The organism is Wolbachia endosymbiont (group B) of Xylocampa areola, from assembly GCF_964028205.1.
In the GTDB taxonomy this organism is placed as follows: domain Bacteria; phylum Pseudomonadota; class Alphaproteobacteria; order Rickettsiales; family Anaplasmataceae; genus Wolbachia.
Genome location: NZ_OZ034771.1, coordinates 1,069,049 through 1,091,842, shown reverse-complemented (window position 1 = coordinate 1,091,842; position 22,794 = coordinate 1,069,049). Strand labels below are relative to the sequence as shown.

The 22,794-nt window shown below is 34.8% G+C and carries 19 protein-coding genes and 2 pseudogenes; 20 read left to right on the top strand and 1 reads right to left on the bottom strand.

What is annotated here, in order from left to right:
• Positions 1–188: 188 nt before the first annotated feature.
• Complete coding sequence (locus ABWU35_RS05280; RefSeq protein ID WP_264685421.1) at positions 189–8,051, top strand: tetratricopeptide repeat protein; 7,863 nt, start codon at positions 189–191, stop codon at positions 8,049–8,051.
• A 5-nt stretch (positions 8,052–8,056) separates the two neighbouring features.
• On the opposite strand, the gene ABWU35_RS05275 is transcribed toward ABWU35_RS05280, so the two are convergent.
• Complete coding sequence (locus tag ABWU35_RS05275; protein WP_019236979.1) at positions 8,057–8,329, bottom strand: hypothetical protein; 273 nt, start codon at positions 8,327–8,329, stop codon at positions 8,057–8,059.
• Between ABWU35_RS05275 and ABWU35_RS05270 the strand changes: the two are divergent.
• The 19 genes and pseudogenes from ABWU35_RS05270 to ABWU35_RS05180 form a co-directional block, all read left to right on the top strand.
• Positions 8,325–9,959, top strand: a pseudogene (locus tag ABWU35_RS05270) (phage terminase large subunit family protein); the annotation flags it as partial. The gene ABWU35_RS05275 and the pseudogene ABWU35_RS05270 overlap by 5 nt on opposite strands.
• Positions 9,952–10,176, top strand: coding sequence for a gpW family head-tail joining protein (locus ABWU35_RS05265; protein WP_007302777.1), 225 nt, complete (start codon positions 9,952–9,954; stop codon positions 10,174–10,176). The pseudogene ABWU35_RS05270 and the gene ABWU35_RS05265, both read left to right, overlap by 8 nt.
• A 26-nt stretch (positions 10,177–10,202) precedes the next feature.
• Entirely contained in the window at positions 10,203–11,234 is a 1,032-nt protein-coding gene (locus ABWU35_RS05260) for a YhcG family protein (RefSeq protein WP_214303338.1), read from the top strand.
• Entirely contained in the window at positions 11,234–12,640 is a 1,407-nt protein-coding gene (locus tag ABWU35_RS05255; RefSeq protein WP_353275926.1) for a phage portal protein, read from the top strand. Before ABWU35_RS05260 ends, ABWU35_RS05255 begins: the two co-directional genes overlap by 1 nt.
• On the top strand, positions 12,637–13,677 hold the full coding sequence (locus ABWU35_RS05250; RefSeq protein WP_265028108.1) for a S49 family peptidase: 1,041 nt from the start codon (positions 12,637–12,639) through the stop codon (positions 13,675–13,677). The genes ABWU35_RS05255 and ABWU35_RS05250 overlap by 4 nt, the downstream gene beginning before the upstream one ends.
• Positions 13,678–13,754: 77 nt before the next feature.
• Complete coding sequence (locus ABWU35_RS05245) at positions 13,755–14,123, top strand: head decoration protein (protein ID WP_265028109.1); 369 nt, start codon at positions 13,755–13,757, stop codon at positions 14,121–14,123.
• A gap of 24 nt (positions 14,124–14,147) precedes the next feature.
• Positions 14,148–15,152 (top strand): major capsid protein, encoded by a 1,005-nt coding sequence (locus ABWU35_RS05240; protein WP_264685424.1) that lies wholly within the window; start codon positions 14,148–14,150, stop codon positions 15,150–15,152.
• A gap of 74 nt (positions 15,153–15,226) precedes the next feature.
• A complete protein-coding gene (locus ABWU35_RS05235; protein ID WP_214303342.1) occupies positions 15,227–15,532 on the top strand; it encodes a hypothetical protein in 306 nt (101 codons plus the stop codon).
• Between the two features lies 1 nt (position 15,533).
• On the top strand, positions 15,534–16,034 hold the full coding sequence (locus ABWU35_RS05230) for a phage tail protein (protein WP_265014497.1): 501 nt from the start codon (positions 15,534–15,536) through the stop codon (positions 16,032–16,034).
• Positions 16,034–16,510, top strand: a complete 477-nt coding sequence (locus ABWU35_RS05225; protein WP_041581447.1) for a hypothetical protein — start codon at positions 16,034–16,036, stop codon at positions 16,508–16,510. Before ABWU35_RS05230 ends, ABWU35_RS05225 begins: the two co-directional genes overlap by 1 nt.
• The gene (locus ABWU35_RS05220) at positions 16,497–16,961 is read left to right on the top strand and encodes a phage baseplate assembly protein V (RefSeq protein WP_264685667.1); all 465 of its coding nucleotides are present in this window, start codon (positions 16,497–16,499) and stop codon (positions 16,959–16,961) included. The genes ABWU35_RS05225 and ABWU35_RS05220 overlap by 14 nt, the downstream gene beginning before the upstream one ends.
• A 3-nt stretch (positions 16,962–16,964) precedes the next feature.
• Positions 16,965–17,219: a PAAR domain-containing protein gene (locus ABWU35_RS05215; protein ID WP_015587734.1), complete on the top strand. Its 255-nt coding sequence runs from the start codon at positions 16,965–16,967 to the stop codon at positions 17,217–17,219.
• Complete coding sequence (locus ABWU35_RS05210; RefSeq protein WP_264377328.1) at positions 17,216–17,551, top strand: GPW/gp25 family protein; 336 nt, start codon at positions 17,216–17,218, stop codon at positions 17,549–17,551. The genes ABWU35_RS05215 and ABWU35_RS05210 overlap by 4 nt, the downstream gene beginning before the upstream one ends.
• Positions 17,552–17,553: 2 nt before the next feature.
• Positions 17,554–18,354, top strand: a complete 801-nt coding sequence (locus ABWU35_RS05205) for a baseplate J/gp47 family protein (protein WP_019236497.1) — start codon at positions 17,554–17,556, stop codon at positions 18,352–18,354.
• The gene (locus ABWU35_RS05200) at positions 18,354–19,514 is read left to right on the top strand and encodes a phage tail protein (protein ID WP_019236496.1); all 1,161 of its coding nucleotides are present in this window, start codon (positions 18,354–18,356) and stop codon (positions 19,512–19,514) included. Before ABWU35_RS05205 ends, ABWU35_RS05200 begins: the two co-directional genes overlap by 1 nt.
• Before the next feature lie 168 nt (positions 19,515–19,682).
• A complete protein-coding gene (locus ABWU35_RS05195; protein WP_265028112.1) occupies positions 19,683–20,378 on the top strand; it encodes an ankyrin repeat domain-containing protein in 696 nt (231 codons plus the stop codon).
• A 25-nt stretch (positions 20,379–20,403) separates the two neighbouring features.
• Complete coding sequence (locus ABWU35_RS05190) at positions 20,404–20,853, top strand: ankyrin repeat domain-containing protein (protein WP_265028113.1); 450 nt, start codon at positions 20,404–20,406, stop codon at positions 20,851–20,853.
• Positions 20,854–20,857: 4 nt separating this feature from the next.
• The gene (locus tag ABWU35_RS05185) at positions 20,858–21,292 is read left to right on the top strand and encodes a DUF2924 domain-containing protein (protein ID WP_353275920.1); all 435 of its coding nucleotides are present in this window, start codon (positions 20,858–20,860) and stop codon (positions 21,290–21,292) included.
• A pseudogene (locus tag ABWU35_RS05180) lies at positions 21,286–22,785 on the top strand (recombinase family protein). The gene ABWU35_RS05185 and the pseudogene ABWU35_RS05180 overlap by 7 nt, the downstream one beginning before the upstream one ends.
• Positions 22,786–22,794: the final 9 nt, after the last annotated feature.

Sequence of the window (22,794 nt, the reverse complement as noted above, 5' to 3'; positions counted from 1 at the left end):
GATTTATAGCAAAAACGAAATTTAAAGATAGAACAAAGCCCTTCTACAAGCTTAACTCAAAAACTTAAATAAAATAGCCTAAAGATACAATATCTATAAAAGTTACTTGTATTATCGATTTCATTTACTAATATATAATAAAATCTAATATGATCTTAAATTTAAATATAAAATAAGTAATTAACTTTATGGTGAAGGTAATAGATTATCTCAGGACAGATTCACAAGCAGTTAAGTTAGATAGGGAAGAAAAATCTTTTCAATTTAAAAATAGAATAAGACGTCAATATAACCCTAATGATATTAATATTGCCAAGTTGTTTCTTGCGATACGTGAGCATAGAACGGATAATCCTCAGCTAAATAAGATTAGTGAAATTGAAGGGTTAATTACTCAAGTAGAAAATATTAATGATATTGATCTCAATGATGGTGGTAATACACCACTACATGTTGCTGTAAGCAAAAATCATCAAGACATTGTTGAACTTCTTTTGAATGTGTCTGGTATAGACCCAAATATTAAAAATAATCAAGGTAAAACTCCACTAGATATTGCTAAGCAACAAAATAAGGGAGAGATTATTAGGACTCTAGAAGAACATTTAAAAAAATTTTCTGATCAAGTAAAAGGACTTTCTGCACAGGAGGAGGAAGTACATGAAAAGCTAAGAAAGTTTGTTGAAGATTTTGTTTTTATTTATGAACGCTCTTTATCAGAGTACTATAAGAGACTAGAAAATCAAAGAGGAAAGCAAGGTAAATGGGCTGATTTTGTTAATATGATAATATATATAGGAAAAGGTGGAACAGAACAAGGAGAAGCGGAATCAAAAGTAATTCCTCTTATTGGAATTAACATTCTTCGAGCAACAATATCCAGCATTGGTAGTAGTTATAATAGAGCAGAGCTTAAAAAGCTGATAGATCAATTGTATATATTTAAAAAGGATCCAATCAAAGTCAGGGAAGAGTTAGTAAAATCTGGTATTGAAATCTTTCAAAGTTTTGAGAGCCAATTTATACAAGTAACAGCAGAAGGAAGTTGGCGGAGAGCAATGACAAAATTAGCAGAAGATGCTGTGAATAGAGTGGTTGATTACTATAGAAAAAATACTGAAAAAGAGCTTTGTGCTTCCTCAATTACTGAGGGTATTATTTTTGGAAAATCAAAAAGATATAAACAAACCTACACTGGTGTTCCTCATATTAAGCTAGGACATACTTTAGAAAGTAAAAATTCATGGAATACTGCAGAAATATTTGATAAAGCGGGATTAGTAACGATAAAGAGCGATGGTCGTGCTGATAAATACTATAGGAGAATAGACGGAAAGAGTGATACTAGCAAATATGGCTATCGTCTTCTTTTGAAGTGGGAGTTGGAAAATAAAATAAAAAAATTCATGAAAGAATACAGTGAAGAAAATCCTCCCAGAGAAGAGTATAGGTATGTTTTAAAGTCAGATGGGAAAACAAATGAAGAATGGGAAGATGAATTATTGAATGAGATTAATAAGCAAGATCCGAAGTTAGTCGAAGAGAGGTTACTAAGCAAATTCAAAGGAGAAATGGAACAGGAAGCTGAAAAAAACTTCAATGAATTAGAGGATTATATAGGTAAGAATTTTAATGAGTTATCAGGTTACATAGAAAGTAATCAAAATGAGATTAAGGGAGTCTTTGATGAATTAATGAGTCAATATCAGGAAGCCAGTAGGCAACGTCACAAGATAGCAGATTCTATTGTAGAAGGAAGGAAAGAAAGTGAAAAAAGTTTCGAGAAAATAGATAAAAAGCTTGATAAGATATATGATGCAGTTGTAGCAAGAGAGCAAGTAAGAAAGCCTATTTGGTTTAATGTGAAAAAGCCAGTAATTTTGTTTGCTGGAAGAAGGGAAGAGTTAATTGACCTACATAATAAGATACAACTTAATTCAGAAAAAGTAACAGTAATATCACAAATAACCTCAATTAGCGGTTTAGGAGGAATAGGAAAAACTGAGTTAGCTAGACAATATGTTCAAGAATATAGTAAAGATTGTTATGACAACGTTATATGGATCAATGCTGAAAGTGAGATAGCTCTTGTTGAATCATTTACTCGATTAGCGAAGGATAAGCTAAAAATTGATACAAAAGATGCAAATGGAAAAGAAAAGGATATAAGATCTATCGTAGAAGAAGTTTACAATTTTTTTAGTAATAGTAAAAGCTTGTTTATTTTTGATGATGCCGAGAAAAGTAATTATTTGAATAAGTTTTTACCAATTCATGATTCATTACCGGGTGGTAATGGACCTTATATTTTAATTACTTCTCGTAATCGAGAGTGGGAAAGGGGGATAGAAGTTATTAATCTGAACGAATTAAAGTCAGAAGAAGCGATAGAATTTGTAAAAAAGGGCTTGATTATAGAAGATGAATCTCAAAATGAAAAGATAAAAGCTTTGGTAGAGAAATTACAACACTTTCCTTTAGCTATACAGCAAGCAATATCATATATTGAAGATCAAAGAGTTACTAGAAAATTTGATATAGATGATTACCTAAAGGAATATGAGAAAAAAGCGAAAGATTTGCTTAATTATGAAGGATTTAGAGGAATTGATAATAACTATGCAAAAACAACTTTCACAACTTGGAAGATTACAACCGATAAGATAGCAAGCAATGAAAAGCATGGAAATTTAGCTTTAAGGATTCTTGATGTTATCTCTTATCTTGCACCTGACAATATTAGTAGAGAATTCTTTTTAGATTTGACAGGAAATAATGAAGAGGAATTAAGGTCTGCTGTTCGTTTACTTATAAAATATTCTATGGTTAATGGTGAACAAGAGCAAGGTGTGTTGAGTATTCATAAATTAGTTCAAGAAGTGACAAAAATAGCGTTGGTAGAGAAAGGTAAGAATAAGGAAGTTATGAAAGAGACTTTCGAGCTACTCAGAGCAAGTTTTCCTTATAATGGTGATAAATTAGAAGACTATTTAAAGAAACGAGAATTATTACCGCACTTAGAGGCATTTTTATCACGTATAGATAGTTGGTTAAAAAAGAACCCTCAAGATAAAGAAAAAATAGAAAAGGATTATCTTGAAAATTTGTTGACATGGATGAGTGATGGGTATTTTAATTTGGGTAATCCCAAAAGAGAAAAGGAGTTGCTAGAAAGGGTTTTGCCTATTTTAGAAAAGCATTACGGAGAAGATCATTTTGAAGTATTTAAAAGACTAGTAAATCTAAGCAACAGTTATCTAGTTTTAGGTGATTACCAAAGAGCAAAAGATTTGCTAGAAAGAGCTTTAAAAATTGAAAAGCAAGATTATGAAGAAGAGCGTTTTCAATTAGTTAGAACACTGGTAAATCTGAGTATCAGCTATCGAGCTTTAGATGATTATCAGACAGCGAAAGAGTTACTAGAAAGGGCCTTTCCCATTTTAGAGAATCATTATCGGGAGGATCGTTCTTCATTAGCTCAAGTACTAATAAACCTGAGTATTGCTTATGGATCTTTAGGTGATTATGAAAGAGCGAAAAAGTCAATAGAAAGAGTATTCTCTATTTTAGGTGACAATTATGAAGAAGAGCACTTTGAGTCAGCTAAAATGTTAGTAAATCTTAGTATTGCTTGTAGAGGTTTTGGTGATTATCAGACAGCAAAAGAGTTACTAGAAAGGGCACTACCTATTTTAGAAAATTATTATGGAGAAGATCATTTTCAGGTAGCTATAGCTAAAACAAATCAAGGTATCACTTATATAGCTTTAGATGATTATGGAAGAGCAGAAGAGTTGCTAGAAAGAGCTTTGCCTATTTTAGAGAATCATTATGGAGAAAATCATGTTGAAGTAGCTAAAATATTAGTAAATTTAAGTACCATCTATAGATACTTTGATAATTATCAAGGAGCAAAAGAGTTGCTAGAGAGAGCTTTACCTATTTTAGAGAAGCACTATGGGGAAGAGCATTTTGAAATAGGTATGGTTCTGGAAAGTTTAGGCACTGATTATATAGCCTTAGGTGATAATCAGGAAGCAAAAGAGGTGCTAGAAAGAGCTTTATCTATTTTAGAGAAATATCATGAAAGAGATCATGTTGAAGTAAGTAAAATATTAGTAAATTTGAGTATCGCCTATAGAGGTTTAGGTGATACTCAGGGAGTAAAAAAGTTGCTAGAAAGGGCTTTACCTATTTTAGAGAAGCATTATGGAGAAAATCATTTTGAAGTAGCTATAGCCTTAGAAGATTTAGCTATTGCCGATGGAGCTTTAGGTAATGTTCAGAGAGCAAAAGATTTACTAGAAAGGGCTTCTGCAATATATCAAAGGAGTAAAGTTGAAGAATGTTTGCCGAGTACGAGTTCATTAAGGAACAGAAGAGAAGCAAAAATTGGGAAATGTGAACTGTCTTGGGAAGACGTAGATGAATTCAATACAGAAAAAGATGAGAAAAGAGATTTTAGTAAAATTAAAATAGATAGTAAAAAGTTTATTGACTATATAAAAGATATACCAGAAGAAAAACGTTCTCAGCTAATTGAGCTAGCAGATAAAGTGCAAGTTAAGGGTAGGTTTAGCAATTTGGTCAATAGGCTTACCAGTAATCAGAAGGTCATGAATCATTTAAATAGAGTAAAAAAAATCTCTAGCATAACTATGCATGGAATGATGGCTAAAAATATTTTAGCTGATTTTTTAAACAGAGATTATCAGGGTGTAGCGATTAATGTTGGCTTTATTGCCGGTGGTCAAGGATTTGCTAAAGTTGCTGAAGTTGCATCTCGTAAAGGATTAAATTTACTCTCAGAAGGAAAAGCATTACTCGGTAAATCTTTAAGAGTAGCATCTTCTTTTCTTGCTCGTGGTACTTCTACCTTTGTTGTTTATGATCTGGTAAATCAGGTAGAAGCATTTAGAAACGGTACGGAAGAAGAATTAGTTGGCGTAGTAGGAGATAGTATTTACCTAGGTGTTAATACTGCAGAGATTGGCATCGAAGTTGCTGAAGGTTTTGAAATATTAGAAGGAATATCAAGTGTTACTGGACTAATTGGAGCAGAAATTGGAGATGTAGTATTTATTGGTACTGATGTTTACATGGCAGTAAAGAGAGTTGATAAGATTGATCAATTGATTCACTTAAGTGGAAGAGAAAAATTTATTGAAGGATTGCGTGCATTTATAGGTATGCAACCTGAACAATATATAGAAGAATTAATAGAAGAAAAACAACTTTACAACCAATTAGTTAAGCAAGGATTTGAGTATTTGAAGCAGCATAATGATATTCAAAGTTATGTATTCCCTACTGGTCAATCAGTTGTTAGTTCTTGTCGTCAGGTGCCATACCAAGTGCTTCAGTGTGATGGCGCTGGATTTGGAGAATTATGCATGAGAAGAATTAATGTTACACTTTACACTGAAGAATGCAAAGTTAAGTTTAAGATAGACTTAGACAGTAAAGTACTGCTTGATGGAAAAGGAACCGATATAAAATGGAGTAGAGCAAGGCCGAATAATCCAAGTGGTGGAAAATTGTTTTGTTTCTCGCAGGGAAATGACGAACCTGCTCCAAATTATGGGTCATATTTATGCGAAAATGCGATTGGTTTATCTAATAACAAGATAGAAGGATATAATCTAATTAATTTAGGAGAAGGTGAAGATTATGCCAGGGGATTTAAGGATAGTCCGAACGTATTTGTAGTGAATGATGGGTCTAAAGAATATTATGGGGGAAATAAGAATGATATCTTTGTTTTACAGGGAGATCTGATAGAAGGGTCCTTGTACGGAGAAGATGGAATTGATACCTTAGATCTGACTGGATTTGCTCAAGAAGCTGTGAGTGTGAATGTGTATTTAAATACAAATATTGGCACTATTGTGTACAACAGATATGGTTATTCTGGATTTCAAATTAATTCAGTAGAAAGAGTGCTTGGTAGAAAAGCTAAGGCAGATCATATATTTAGTGCATGTGAAACTAAATTCTTGGATGGTAATGGTGGTAAGGAAGATCAACTTGATTATTTGGAAATAAAAGATAATAACTGTGTCTATGATATACAAGTAATAGTTAGAAATTACACTGAAGTAAATAATCTAGCACTCAAAGGTAACTTTAACTATATTGTACCATTTCAAAAAGGTAGTGCATCTGTTAAATTACTTGCTAATTTCGAAAATAACCATAGGTTTATATTCGACTACTTGCTTGCTGATATTCAGAGTATTGATATTAAAGATCACAATAGTATAAAGTTCGATTTTTCCTCAAAAGTTGCAAATAGTAACTTTAGTATATCTATCTCATATAACATAATGAACAATATAATCTATCAATTAAAAGACAGTGCTGAAATAAAAGTAGGTAAGGAAAGAAACTTGTATGCAATACAGAATACTAATAAAACTATTGATGAAATTATAGAAAGTTACCCAGCTATAGCAAATAAACTCAATATGACTATCGCTGTTCAAGATGGTGATGAATCTATACTTGTTGGCTATGGGAAGTGTGAGGTAATTTACAATAATCCAATCTATAACAGTCACTTAATTGGAAATGGTGGTAAAAACATATACGTAATTACTATAGCCTCAGGTGAGCAAAGATATGAACATAATATTTTTTCTATGCCACAAATAAACATCTACAATCCTGATCAAGCAAGTTCTATAGATACGTTAGATTTACGTAACGTGATAAAAATAATACAAGATGATTTGAAAATACATATTAATCTGCCAAGAATTTTTCAAGATGGAAATGATTTGCTAGTTAGGTTAGAAGCAGAAATGGGACAAAGTTTTTTATTAGAAGTGCTAACAGTAAGATTAAAAGACGGTTTGGATTGGTATGAAAATCTTCATATTATCTCAGATAGTGCGCCTATGAAAATAAGTTCTGAATTAGAATTAAAGCCACTACCTTTGATCTTTGAAAAGGATAAAGAAATTATTGTGGTAACGGGTCAAGATGTGGAGAAAGATGCTGAGCTTATCACGCCTAGAAAAGGAGGAAACAATACGTTTGTTCGTAGTAATGGTCATGATCTAATAATAACTAATGCTTTTGATTCGACTATTACTAAAGATGATTTTTGCAGTATTACACTTAGTAAATTCTATAAAACACCTAAGATGAAAACGTTATCAATAAAATTTGTTGATAAAGAGATAGTGTTAAAAGATCATGAGAAAGAAATAAGTACAGCAAGAGAAGTTAATGTTGTGAAAAAAGAACATAAGGATCAAGTGTACGATGATGTTTTTAGTTTTAATCAAGAAGGAGTAGAAACAACACAACACCGCAAACGTCGTCATCATCACAGGGATCATCATGTTTACTCATCACGAAAATCTCTTGTTATGGATTTAAACAATCAACCTGAGGTAATAGCAAGTAGTGGTACAAGATCATCTTCATGGATAAATGATTTATTTGGTTGGATAAGGAGCTCTGTGAGTGGATTATTAAGTTCTAAACCTGAAGTAGTATCAAGTACTAAAAGTCCAATCTCACAAGTAGATGCAAAAATGGATGTAAATGGTACGATAATGTTACTTGATGTGCTTGTAAGAAAGTTTACGGGTAAACAATATATATCTACAGTAGATCAATCTATACCTTTATTAGAAGCGAGAGGTTATGCACTAAATGTTACAAATAGATTTGAGAAAGTGTTGAATAAAACTGCTATTAAGTCAGGAGTATCATTGACAAATCTAAACTTTGATCCCGTGGCAGTGCAATCAGCTATAATTGGAAAAATAATAGATGGAAGATTTTCTGAAATAGCAAAAACCTTATATTTATTTGCAAAAGAAGCATGTCCAGAACTTAAACAAACTGATAAGTTTCTAGATCATTTGAGAAGCAATTTAAAAGAGGAAAAAGAAACAGTACTGCTACAACAGAAAGTAGAAAGGCCTTCTAAAGTCTTAGATCAGGAAGTTTCAAGGAAAGTAGAGGTATCTAAAAAGCCGGATATATTCTTAAATGGAACATCAGTAGTTAAAGGAATGAGCAGAGCGATAAATTGAGGGGACTATGTGATCTTTTCTGCCTGTAACTGTTTGATCTCATCAAGAGAAAGACCTGTGGTTTGTGATATGATGTCAGTAGAGACTCCAGCACTAAGTAGATTTTTGGCCACAGCTATTTTAGCCTGTTGTTCACCCTCTGCTATACCTTCAATTTTACCTTTTTGATGGCCGATTTGGATGCCTTCATGAAGTTTTTCTTCAAGACTAGATAAATAATCATCGGTACGTTTTTTAGCTTGATCATAAGCAAGACGTTCTTCTTTACTCCAATTCATGAAAGGAGCGCAGATTGGAGGAACAGAAGCTGGTAACAATTGGATAGGCTACATCATAGATCAGACTCCTGGTCCAATGTTGGTAGTACAGCCTACAGTTGAAATGGGAAAGCGTTGGTCAAAAGGAAGATTTGCGCCACTGATTGAAAGTACACCATGTTTAAAAAGTAAAGTAAAAGACCCAAGATCAAGAGATTCAGGCAATACTGTACAAAGTAAGGAATTTCCAGGTGGAATAGTAGTAATAACCGGAGCAAATAGCAGTGTAGGTCTCAGGTCCATGCCAGTAAAATATCTCTTTCTTGATGAGATAGATGCCTATCCAGGAGATTCGGGAGGTGAAGGAGATCCAGTTTTACTCAGCATAGCCCGTACTAATACATTTGCACGGCGAAAGATTTTTTTAGTATCAACGCCAACGATTCATGGAATAAGCAGAATTGAGAAAGAATTTGAAGCAACAGATAAGAGATATTTTTTTGTACCATGTCCGCATTGTAATTATTACCAAATATTAAAATGGTCACAAATAAAATGGGAGAATAATGATTCAAAAACAGCACATTATGTCTGCACTGAATGTAGCGGCAAAATAGAAAATCATCAAAAGACAGAGATGCTTGAGCGTGGAGAATGGAGACCTACTAATAGAGTAAAAGGTGAGAAAAAAGGATTTCACCTTTCAAGTCTTTATAGTCCAGTTGGCTGGTATAGCTGGCAACAAGCAGTAGAGGATTTTCTGCATGCAAAAGAAAGTGAACAATTACTGAAAGTTTGGATAAATACTACGCTTGGAGAAACTTGGGTAGATAAAGGAGAAGTACCAGACTGGAAGCAATTATTTAACAGAAGAGAATTTTTTCAGATTGGCACAGTACCAAAAGGCTAAGTAGTTCTCACAGCAGGAGTAGATGTCCAAAAAGATCGTTTAGAAGTAGAAGTTGTAGCATGGGGAAAAAGCCGCGAAAGTTGGTCAATAGACTACCGAGTATTTGAAGGTGATACTGGAAGAGGAGAAGTATGGGGAAAGCTTTCAGAGTTACTCAATCATCATTTTATCGGTGAAAATGGGCTTGAATACATGATAAGCATGATGGCGGTTGATGCAGGGTATGCAACACAAGAAGTATACAATTGGGTAAGAGGCCATCAAGGCTCTGGAAGAGTAATGGCAGTCAAAGGTGTAAATAAAGCACTAGTGCCACTTAGCAGCCCAAGTAGAGTAGATATAACAGTTGGTGGTCAAAAGCTAAAAAGAGGAATAAAGCTCTGGCCAGTAGGAGTATCGATATTAAAGTCAGAGCTTTTTCAATTACTTAATATTTTAAAAGAAGAAGAAGGAAAAGCTCTACCTGGATATTGTCATTTTCCTGAGTATGCACCTGAATATTTTAAGCAGCTAACGGCAGAGCAATTAGTCAGCAAAGTGGTGAAAGGATACACCAAACAAGAGTGGCAAAAGGTAAGAGAAAGAAATGAAGTACTAGATTGCCGAATTTACGCAAGAGCAGCATCAATAGCACTTGGGATTGATCGTTGGCCAGAGAGTAAATGGAATAGTTTAAGTGGAAAAATAGAAAGTAAAAAACCTAAGAAAGTAAGACAGAGTAAGTGGCTGGAAAATGTATAACGAAGAGTATTTAGTTCAAGTCGAAGAAGCGATAAAGAAGCTGCAAAACGGAGAGCGAGTAGTATCAATTGCATATGGTGACCATGTAGTGAGATATGCTGAAGTTCAGATAAATGATTTACTAAACTTAAGACAACGTATTAAAGCTGAGCTAAAGATTGTTGGAATGAAACCGAAGAGAAAGATTGTTTTTTCAACGAGTAAAGGGATCATATAATGATAAAAATCGTTAAAAGGACCCATATGACAAAAATTATAGCAAAAGAATATACAGAATTTTTAGAGCAGCTCAAAGAACAGATTGCTACTAGTCGTTATAAAGCAGCACTAGCAGTAAATAGCAAACTCATTGTGCTTTATCACTATATTGGTACAGAGATCTTAAGGCGCCAAAAAGAACATGGTTGGGGTGCTAAAATCATAGATCAGCTAAGTAAGGATTTGAGAAGCGCATTTCCAGAAATGAAGGGATTTAGTGCTAGGAATCTTACTTATATGCGTCAATTTGCTGCAGAATATCAAGATACTGAATTTACGCAGCAGGTTGCTGCACAATTGCCTTGGTTTCATATTGTAGTTATTTTAGATAAAGTAAAAGATCCAAAAGAAAGACTATTTTATTTTCAAAAAGCTATAGAGCACGGTTGGTCACGTAGTATAATGGTGATGCAAATCGAACGTGAATTGCACAAACGTCAAGGAAAAGCTGTTACTAACTTCAAAGATAAGTTACCTTCTCCCCAGTCAGATTTAGCACATTATACATTAAAAGATCCATATATTTTTGATTTTTTGAGTATAGGAGATGACGCTCATGAAAGAGAAGTAGAAAAAGGTCTTGTAGGCCATGTAGAGAAGTTTTTGCTTGAGCTAGGGGAAGGATTTGCATTTGTAGGTAGGCAATTTCATTTAGATGTTGGTGATGAAGACTTCTTTGTCGATCTATTATTCTACCATCTAAAATTACGTTGTTTTATAGTAATTGAATTGAAAGATAATAAGTTTAAACCAGAATACGCCGGTAAAATGAATTTCTACCTTTCAGCAGTAGATGACTTGCTAAAACACGAGACAGATCAACCATCTGTAGGGTTGATTTTATGTAAATCTAAAAATGATGTACTAGCAAAATACACTCTAAAAGATATGACAAAACCAATAGGACTAGCAGAATACCGAATAACTGAAAGTCTACCAGAGAATATAAAGACAGCTTTACCAACAGTAGAAGAGCTAGAGGCTGAGTTATCAAAAATTTCAGATAAGGAGAAGTAATGCTACTCAAATCATTCAAACAACTATTTAGTAAGCCAAAAATCAAAAGTTCAGCGTGGGATGCATCAGGTTCAGGAAGAAGATTTTTTCACTTTCAACCAGAGTTAGGAAGTATAAACAATTTGCTGTCTCAAAACCTTGAAACTTTACGTAGTAGATCACGTGATATGGTGAGAAAAAATCCTTACGCTGCAAATATAATTGATACGATAGTAAGTAACTCTATTGGAACAGGAATAAAACCACAATCAAAAGCAAGAGATGGAGAATTTCGAAAGAAGGTGCAAGAATTATGGCTAAAATGGACAGATGAAGCAGACAGTAGCGGAGTAAGTGATTTTTATGGATTACAAGCTCTGATATGCAGAAGTATGATAGAGGGAGGAGAATGTTTTGTACGTTTAAGAACGAGAAAGCTAGAGGATAGATTTTCTGTACCGCTACAACTGCAAGTACTTGAGTCTGAACATTTAGATAATAAAACAAATCAAACTTTAGCAAATGGTAACATAATCCGTAATGGCATTGAGTTTAACAGGCTTGGGCAAAGAGAGGCATATTACCTATTTAAAGAACACCCTGGTGAAAGTACGTTTGGAGAATCAGTGAGAGTGCCAGCAAATGATGTTTTACATATTTATAGACCATTAAGACCTGGTCAGATTAGAGGGGAACCTTGGCTTTCTAATATACTGCTGAAGCTTTATGAGCTTGATCAATACGATGATGCAGAATTAGTAAGAAAAAAGACAGCAGCGATGTTTGCAGGGTTTATTACGAGACTTGACCCTGAGGCAAATATCATGGGAGAAGGTGAAAGTAATGAGCAAGGAGTAGCACTATCTGGCCTAGAACCTGGAACTATGCAACTTTTAGACCCAGGAGAGGACATAAAATTTTCAGAACCATCTGATGTAGGAGGAAGTTATGAAGCATTCATGAGACAGCAACTGAGGGCAATAGCAATAGGTACAGGAATAACATATGAGCAGCTAACAGGAGATTTAACAGGTGTTAATTATTCATCCATTCGAGCAGGATTAATAGAGTTTCGTCGTCGATGTGCTATGCTGCAACATAACATTATGGTATTTCAATTTTGCAGACCAGTATGGAGTAAATGGCTAGAGTTAGCAGTACTTTGTGGAGAACTGAGTATAGATGAAAAAGTAGTAAAAGCAGCGAAAGAAGAAGTAAAATGGATACCACAGGGATTTGATTGGGTAGATCCACTGAAAGACCAGCAAGCACAGCAAATGGCAGTAAGAAATGGCTTCAAGAGTCGCTCAGAAGTAGTATCAGAAATGGGTTACGATGTAGAAGAAATTGACCAAGAAATAGCAGAAGATCAAAAGCGTGCAAATAGTCTCAATTTAATGTTTGACTCTGATTGCAAAGGGTTATGATATTGCTAGGAAAGCCATTAATGCTTGAACCAAGGAGTTTTGAGCTACTATCGCTATACAAAGAAAAACAGCCAATTTTCAAAAATCACTCCATCAAAAGTAACGTAGAAAGAACTGCAATTATACCAATTCATGGAATTTTAACTAAAAAACCGGGTGCGTTTGATGAAATGCTCGGGATGACATCATATGAGCAAATAGAAGTACAAGTAAAGCAAGCATTAGAAGATAGTAGTATAGAGACTATTTTACTGGACATAGATAGTCCCGGAGGAGAAGTAAACGGTATTTTCGACTTAGCTGATTTTATCTACAGTGCAAGAGCAAAAAAGAGAATTGTGGCAATAGCAAACGATGATGCGTACTCTGCTGCATATGCTATAGCTTCTAGCGCTGAAAAGATTTTTCTCACCCGCACTTCAGGAGTTGGGAGTATAGGAGTAATAGCAAGTCATATAGATCAAAGTGGGTTTGATGAAAAATGTGGAATAAAATACACAACTATTTTTACAGGCAAGAGAAAGAATGATTTAAATCCACATGAGCCGATAAGTTCAGAAAGCTTAAAAAGTTTAGAGGAGGAAGTAAATCGCTTATATGAAATTCTGACTGAACTTATAGCACGTAACAGAGGACTTTCTGTACAAGCAATAAAAAATACAGAAGCAGGGCTATATTTTGGCGAGAGAGCAATAGAAATAGGCCTTGCAGACGGAATGACAATTCTTTCATCTATTAATAAAAACAGGAGTATTACTATGAATGAACAAACTACAAATGACCTAGAAACTGATAATTTAACCAAGTATCGTACTGAAGTTCTTGAATTAATACGTTTATGTAATTTATCGAAGATGCCAGAAAAGATAGGAGAATTTATTGAGCAAAGTGTAAGTGTTGAGCAAGCTAGGGAAGTTTTAATGGAATTACTTGCAGAGAGAACAAAGAAGACAGAGATACTGAGTGCAATACCACAGAATTCAGGAGAAGATTTGATGATACAAGTAGCTAAAGCTAGAGCACAATCAAGTATTTAAGTTTTTTTATAACTGCCGCGTACAACAATTATAAACATGGCGGTAAAACTAAAGGGGAAAATAAATGAGGAAATTTTATGAGTTGTATAAGCGAACAAAATAATCTTGGTGACCTATTAAAGTATGAGGTGTCAAGTCTATATTCAAGAGATCAGATAACAGTAGCAAAGGGACAAAATCTAAAACTTGGTACAGTAGTGGCTCTCGATAAAGATAACATGATTAAGATAATAAATCCAACTGCCACAGATGGTACACAAACAGCAATAGGTGTGATAACAAGCGATATAAACGCAACGGAAAACACCAAAGCAGTAATCATTACGCGTATAGCAATGCTAGCAGATCATGCAGTTGTATGGCCAGCAAATATCACTGAAGAGCAGAAAGCTGCAGCAATAAAGCAACTTGAAGGACGAGGGATCATTATCCGCAAGGGAGTTTAACTAAAATTAATAAGGAGAAAAAGAATGCAAAATCCATTTACAAATACAGCATTTAGCATGACGGCACTAACAAATGCGATGAATATATTGCCGATAAATTATGGACGAGTTGAAAATTTAAATTTGTTTCCAAGTAGGTCAGTAAGATTTAGACATATTACCATAGAAGAACACAACGGAGTATTAAGTTTATTACCAACACAAATACCAGGAGCACCAGCAACAGTAGGAAAAAGAGGAAAAAGAAAGGTAAGAACGTTTACGATTCCGCACATTCCGCATGATGATGTAGTGCTGCCAGAAGAAGTACAAGGAATAAGGGCATTTGGATCAGAGAGTGAACTTAAAGCGCTTGCAGATGTAATAACTGATCATTTGCAATCAATGAGAAACAAACATGCAATAACATTAGAGCATTTGCGAATGGGAGCGCTGAAGGGAATTATTCTTGATGCTGACGGGTCAGAATTATTAAATTTGTACAACGAATTTGAAATCACACCAAAAGTAGTAAATTTTGCCCTTGGAACAGCAACAACAGATGTCAAGCGTAAGTGTCTGGAGGTATTGCGACATATCGAAGACAACTTAAGTGGCGAATATATGACCGGAATTCATGCCTTGGTAAGCCCTGAGTTTTTTGATGCACTAACTTCGCATAGTAAAGTGAAAGAAGCATACGAGAGATGGCAAGAAGGAGCAGCGCTGAGAAACGATATGAGATCAGGATTTACTTTCTGTGGCATAACATTTGAGGAATATAGAGGGCAAGCAACTGATCCTGAAGGAACAGTAAGAAGATTTATAGAAAGAGATACAGGGCACTGTTTTCCACTAGGAACAGCGAGCACATTTACAACATACTTTGCACCAGCAGATTTTAATGAGACAGTAAATACTCTTGGACAGCCACTATATGCAAAACAAGAGCCAAGGAGGTTTGATAGAGGAACTGATTTACATACACAGTCAAATCCTCTGCCAGTGTGCCACAGACCAGGAACATTAGTAAAAGTCGTTGCAGCATAACAATACTGGTAGATTAACTACAAGTTGGTGAGGCACAAGAGTAGTATATACCTTATTAGCATACTTATGAAAGAATGCAAGAGAATATTAAGAGATTACTAAAAGATTGTTTTGCCCATTTAGGAGAAGTGGCTTTGTATAAATCAAAGGATAAGTCATACATGGTACAAGTATTAAAGCAACAGCCAGATAAATTATACGAGATTGGTGAAGGACAATTTGTGGAAGAAACTTTAGCGTTAGAAGTAAGTGCGTTTGATGTGTTAAGGCCAATAGTAGGAGATGTTTTTGTTATAGGTGATCGAAGATATAAAGTACACTCACCGCCACTTAGAGACAAGTCTGGAATAACGTGGAAAATAAAAGCGTCTGGGGTGTAAAATGTCTGTTCATATAGAAGTTGAGGTAATAGAAAATGTAAATGCTAAAAGAAGAAAAGTAGAATTAGCAACGGTAAAGGCATTAAACAAAACGGCACTATGGTTAAAAGCGCAAGCAGCTAAGGAAATCAGTGAGGAAAAGCAGATAAAATTAAGTTTGATAAGAAAGAGATTAAGAATTTTTAAGGCGAAAACTAGCAGATTAGAAGTGTCAATTAGAGCAAATCTCTATGACATTAGAGCATCGACAATTGGCAAAATACAAAAAACAAGAAGAGGATCGAAAGTAGGAAAGCATGAGTTTATAGGAGGATTTGCAGCAGTTATGCCAAAAGGAAATAGCGGTATTTTTAAACGTGAAGGAAGAGCAGCATTACCAATAAAGGAAGTTAAGTTGCCACTCGAACCTGATGCTTCAAGAATAATAGGGAATCTTGTTAATTATGAAGTTGAGAAAGTCTTTACAAAATTTTTTAAACGTGAATTGAGCTGCAGAGTATGATGAATTGGAAGGATTTGCATAATGCAATTTGTACTACATTAAAGAAAGAAATATCAGCAATTCAAACTTGTGAAATTTATCCATCGATAAGAAAAGAATTATTAGCGCCAGCGGTGTTTATAGAATTATCAAGTCTAGAGCAAGGAAAAGATCCAGGAACAGAGGAGCTGGCGCTAAGAGCAAAATTTGAAGCACGAATTGTGATTGATAGCACAATCGAAAATGCTTCTCTTATTGTCAGAACATTAGCTGCTGAGGTTGCGAAAGTAGTAAATAAAAATACTTGGAACGTGAAAAATGTTTCACCAGGAGAATTTATATCAGGAGGAGGAGATGATTTTAGGCCAGAATTAGATGCATATCTCGTGTGGATGGTTGAATGGGTGCATACAATACACGTAGGGCGATCTATTTGGAAAGAAGGAAAATTTATGCCACACAAAATAGAAATCGGTGAAATAAATGTTAGAAAATAATTTTGCAATTTCGGAACTACAGAGGAAAATGGCCAACATTGTTCGTATAGGAGTTGTAAAAGAAATAGATTATGAAAAAGCAAAAGTAAGAGTTAAAATAGGAGAATTTTTAACAGATTATTTACCATGGATAACGAGCAAAGCAGGAAAAGATAGAGATTGGTCTCCACCAGATATCGGTGAACAGGTTATGATATTTTCTCCTCTTGGCGAATTATCGTTAGGAGTGGTGTTAGGAGGGATATACCAGGAAAAATACCCTGCATCAGAGAATAAAAAAGAGGTGAGTAGCTTAACATTTCAAGATGGAACAAAGTTGTCATACGATAAAGATAAACATCATTTAGAGATTGAAGTAGTAGATAAAATAACACTGAAAGCTGGAGAATCGAGTATAGAAATGACAAAAGAAAGAATAAAACTTAAGGGAAGGAGAATAGATCTAAACTAGCATATGGGTAAAGCAATCGTTTGTGTAGGGGATAATTGTACAGGAATACCGGTTCATGTTTGTATGAGTGGAAGTGAAGACGTATTTGTAAATAGTAGATCTGTGTGTCGTAGGGGTGATATCTTGACTATAGGGGAGACACTAACGCAAGGGTCAAACAGCGTATTTGTGAACGGTATGGGAGTAACAAGAACAGGAGACTTGGTATCGTGTAGTTTTAAAGTGATAGGTGTTAGCAAAAATGTATTTGCAGAATGAGAGGCATGAATGCTAGCACGGGAAAGGAATTGGAAGGAATAGAGCACTTAAAGCAATCTGTCGTAGATATTTTAACTACCCCTATTAATAGCAGAGTAATGAGGAGAGATTATGGGTCAAGATTATTTGAATTAGTAGATAAGCCAATAAATAGAGATTTAACTTTGGAAATCTATGCAGCAACAGCAGAAGCACTGGAAAAATGGGAAAAAAGATTTAAGTTAGAAAAAGTAAAAATAACAGAAGTGAAAGAAGGAAAAGTAACGTTTGACCTAGAAGGATTGTACTTACCAAGTGGAAAAAATATTCGCTTTGATGGAGTTGTGGTATAAAGATGGAGCAGCCTAACATTATTGAGCCACTGAACTTCGAAGAAATTCTGTCTCGGATGAGGGAAGAATTGGTGAAGCGTGACGCAAGTTTTACAGCATTAGTTGAAAGTGATCCAGCGATAAAGATTCTGGAGGTAGCAGCATGGCGAGAACTTTTACTCAGACAAAGGATAAACGAAGCTGTAAAGGGTAATTTACTGAAATTTGCAACGGGAGAAGATCTTGATAATTTGGCTGAGTTTTATGGAGTGGAAAGACAAAAAGAAGAAGAGGACGAAAGATTTAGAAAGAGGGTAAAAGCAAAAATAGTGGGCTCAAGCACGTGTGGAAGCAAAGAACACTATCGATATCATGCACTGTCAGCAGATAGTAGAGTAAAAGATGCACTAGTGGAATCAACTATACCAGGGAAAGTACAAATTTCAATCTTATCAACACAATTATCCACAACTGGCATAGTGTCAGAAGAGCTACTAGAAATTGTAAAAAAGCAGGTTACTAGAGATGATATAAGGGTTTTAACAGATACGATAACAGTAATTGGTTGCAATATTACGGAAATAGATATTCACAGCAGAATGAGCATAAGTCCTGTAATATCGAAGGAGGAAATCAAGAAGCAGTTTATTGAGAAGTTTGAAGCAAATAGAAGGCTGGGATGGAATGTTACAAGATCATGGATAATAGCCAATTTATTTGTAGATGGTGTAGAAAACGTAGAATTAATCGAGCCAAAAGAGGATGTTGTAGTATTGGGGAATGAGTGTGCTGCCTTAAGAAATTTAAAGATTGAGTTGAATTAATGTTACTGCCACCAAATGCAACAAAACAAGAAAAAGCGCTAGTAGATGCAACAGATTATAGGGTTGATCCAATCAGGATAAGAGGGTTTAAATTTAGATTAGAAGAAAGAATATTACCTTGGTTAATCGAAGAATATGGCCTAGAAGAAATTCTACGCTGGGCAAAAGACAAAAGAAGAGCGATAAAAGAAGGGGTAGAATTTCGGCGTTTAAGAGGAACCCCAGAATCACTCAAAATAGCACTAAAGTGGGCAAATATAGAAGATATTACAATCATTGAGGAGCCACCTGGAAAACATTTTTTTGAACTGCAGATAGGGATAAGGGATGTTCCAAATAACTTTTTTGTGGATGCAGTAGTAGAACTTGCAAAACTATCGTTACCAGCAAGATCGCGGCTAATGAGGATTTTCAATGATCACTATAACGTTGATAGGTTTATTTTAGATGAAAGTTTATTTGGAAGTTTGTTATCAGACTACTCTGGTATAAAAGTTGAAAAAAATGGGCCAGTGTTATCGTTTGGAAGAATAAATTTTTTCAGTTCTAGAGGTCCGTTAGTAGAGATTGTAGACAACTATTTAAGAGAGCATTATGAACAAGCATTTAGTAATGACATATATCGGTTGAATGTAGCAGTGCTTGGGGAAACAGAGCCTCACACAAAGGATTACAAAGGCATTTATGAAAGAAGTCATCAGTGGTATAACTTAAAAGCCCTGTATCCTCTAACTCAAAGCTTATTACCATCGATTAAATTTGCAAAAGCGCAGATTGTACTGTCAGATAGCTGGAAATTAGGAGAAATAAATAGCTGTTTTCCAGTTGGTAGAATAGAAGAAGAAGGAAATAAATTTGTATTGGGAAACGATAAACTTTCAGGGCAACGTTGGAATTTAAAACACAAGCCAATTTTAGAAAGGTTTAGCGTTACTCACCACTACAAAATAGAAAACTATACAGATCAGAAGATTACAAAATATGGTTTGGCAGAACACAACGTTTACTATAAAAATGATTTGGATTCAGAGCAAAAAGACTCAATACACGAATTAGAAAATTACATTTTAGTATTTTACCCAGGAGTACTGAAGTGGCACGAACATAGACATTTGCACAGAAGTTGGAAAAATAGTCAAGTAATATGTCTAATAAGTTAAGTACTTATATTTAGATCCTCATATATTATATTAATAATAGGTAAAAGTGTATGAAATAAAAAGAAAAGGACTTGCTTTCTCATGCTAAAAAGGACATGACTTGAATAGCAGCAGGTAAATATAAGAAATTTGTCTGGCGCTAGAAAAGCTAATTTTGTGAGGTATGAAATGAGTTTTAGCAAGTTTTTTAAAGAAGTATCAAGTAACGATATTAATAAAAGAAATGAAGAAGGAGAGACGATCTTGCATCAAGCAGTAGAAATCTCTGATTACAAAACAGTGAGATTATTAATAAAAAAAGGGGCAGAGGTTAATGCAAGAGATAAAAATGGTTATACGCCACTACACTGTGCAGTATTTGCGAAAAGCTTAGAAAATGTAAAAGTGCTGCTAAGAGAAGGAGCAGAAGTAAATGCCACTCAATATGTTACTGGATGTACGCCACTGCACTCTGCGTGCAAAATAGGAGGAGCAGGAGTTGAAATAATAAAAGAGCTAGTAAAGGCAGGAGCTGAAGTTAATCAACTGAATAAGTATGGTGCAACACCAATGTATTACATCTGGGAAAGTGAAAAGTATTGCCTATGTGATAGCAAAGAGAGTGAAAAGGCAAGTAAATTTTTGAGAGAAAAAGGAGGAATAACAAAAAGTAGAGAACTGACGTGCTATGGAATAGAGGGGCTAGTGGGAGAAATAGCAGACATGTTGAATGGGAGTTATTTACCAGAGTTAAAAATAATAGAGATAGAAGAAATAAGGAAGAGAGACAAATCGTTAATAAAGAAAGAATGTCAAAATTTAGCAAGCAAGATAATCAGCCAAGTAAATGAGATGATAGATGAGGTGGTGAAAAGGAAGGCTTAGGTTTAAAGAAAGGTAGGGGTAGATTATGATAAAGCTTGGTAAGAAAGAGAAATCTCTATTAGAGAGCTCATTTAAAAAGAAAGAGACGAAAAGGGAACTACATTATGCAGTAGACGCAAAAACAGTGAGATTATTAGTCGAAAAAGGAGCGAATGTGAATGCTAAAGATGTAGAAGGATACACAGCACTGCACCTAGCGGTAACGGAGAAACGTCTAGAAATCGTGAGGGAATTGATAAAATCAGGAGGGAATGTAAATGCGGAAGAATATGGAAATAAATGCACATCGCTGCACCTTGCATGCATGATAGGCGAAAAAGAGATAGTGAAAGAATTAGTGAAGGCTGGAGGAGAAATAGAACAAGCGGATAAATTTGGAATGACAGCAATGGATTATGCGAAAAACAGTAAGGAGATCACTGAAATATTGAAGAAAGAAATAGACAGAATTGAAAAGCTATTTATGAAGGGCTAAAAATATGGAGAAAGAAATAGAAAAGAAAGTAATGAATTTAGAGAAAAAACCTTTGGGTGAAATGAGAAAAATATGGAAGAAGGTATATGGGGAAGAGGCGCCTAGATACTCAAAGAAATATCTGATACCAAGATTAGCTTATAGAATGCAGGAAAAAGCGTATGGAGAAATGTCAAGAAAGGGGACAAAAAGACTAGAGTATCTGGCAGATCGGCTAGAGAAAGGAAAAAGAATAAGTAGCGATAAATTACCAGTAGAAGGGACAGAATTAATATTAGAGAGAGGGGAAGAGACGCATGCGGTAATGGTAACAGATAAGGGTTTAATCTACAGAGAAGAATTTTTTACGTCATTGTCAGCAGTAGCCGGAAAAATAATGGGAATGAGTTACAATGGGCCGCTTCTATTTGGAATGAGAGATAAGGAGAAAGAATGCTGAAAGAGATGAGATGCGCGATATATACAAGAAAATCAAATGAAGATGGTCTAGAACAAAAGTTTAATAGTCTTGATGCGCAGCGAGTAGCATGTGAAAAGTACATAAAGAGCAGAGAAGGCTGGGTAATATTGGCAAAAAGGTACGATGATTGAGGTTTCTCAGGAAAGAATTTAGAAAGACCAGCAATAAAGGAATTGTTTGAAGATGTAAAAAAAGGAGAGGTAGATTGTGTAGTAGTGTACACACTAGACAGACTATCAAGAGAAACAAAAGACAGCATCGAAGTAACATCATTTTTTAGAAGACATCGAGTAAATTTTATAGCAGTAACGCAGATATTTGACAATAATACGCCAATGGGAAAATTTGTACAAACAGTTTTATCAGGAGCAGCACAACTAGAAAGAGAAATGATCGTAGAAAGGGTAAAAAATAAAATAGCAACATCAAAGGAGCAGGGATTGTGGATGGGGGGAACTTTGCCGCTTGGATATGATGTAAAAGATAAAGAATTAATAATAAATGAGAAAGAAGCGAAAATAGTAGGGCACATATTTGAAAGATATTTGGAGCTGAAGTCAATGGCAGAACTAGCAAGGGAATTAAATAGTCAAGGTTACAGAACAAAATCGGATATCTTTAAAAAAGCAACGGTGAGAAGAATAATAACAAATCCAATATATATGGGAAAAATCAGGCATTATGAGAAAGAGTATGAAGGAAAGCATGAAGCAATAATAGAGGAAGAAAAATGGCAAAAAGCGCAGGAATTGATAAGTAATCAGCCATATAGAAAAGCAAAATATGAGGAAGCGCTGCTTAGGGGAATAATTAAGTGTAAGAGCTGTAGTGTAAATATGACACTGACATACTCAAAAAAAGAAAATAAAAGGTACCGATATTATGTATGCAACAATCACTTAAGGGGAAAGAATTGTGAATCAGTAAATCGAACAATAGTAGCAGGAGAAGTAGAAAAAGAAGTGATGAGAAAAGCGGAGCAGATATATGAAAATTGGAGAGAAAAGACCGAAGAAAAATGGGAAAATTTAAATTTTGGAAAGCAGAAAGAAGTAGTGAAAAAGTTAATAAAAGGAGTAATGATAAAAGAAGATGGAATAGAGGTGAGTTTAGAGGATAAGGTGGAATTTATACCAATAAAAAAGAAAGGAAAGAAATGCACAGTAACTGAGCCAGAAGGCAAAACAAACAATGCACTACTGAAAGCAGTGGTAAGAGCCCATCTGTGGAAACGGCAACTAGAAGAGGGAAAATACGAAAGTGTGAAGGAGCTGAGTGCCAAAATTAATATAGGTACAAGACGTATACAGCAAATTTTAAGGTTGAATTATTTAGCTCCGAAGATTAAAGAAGACATAGTAAATGGGAAACAGCCAAGAGATTTGAAATTAGTTGATTTAAGAGAAATACCGATGTTGTGGAATGAGCAGATGGAGAAGTTTTACGGGTTTAAGCAAGCTGTCTGCCAGTAAAAAATAAGA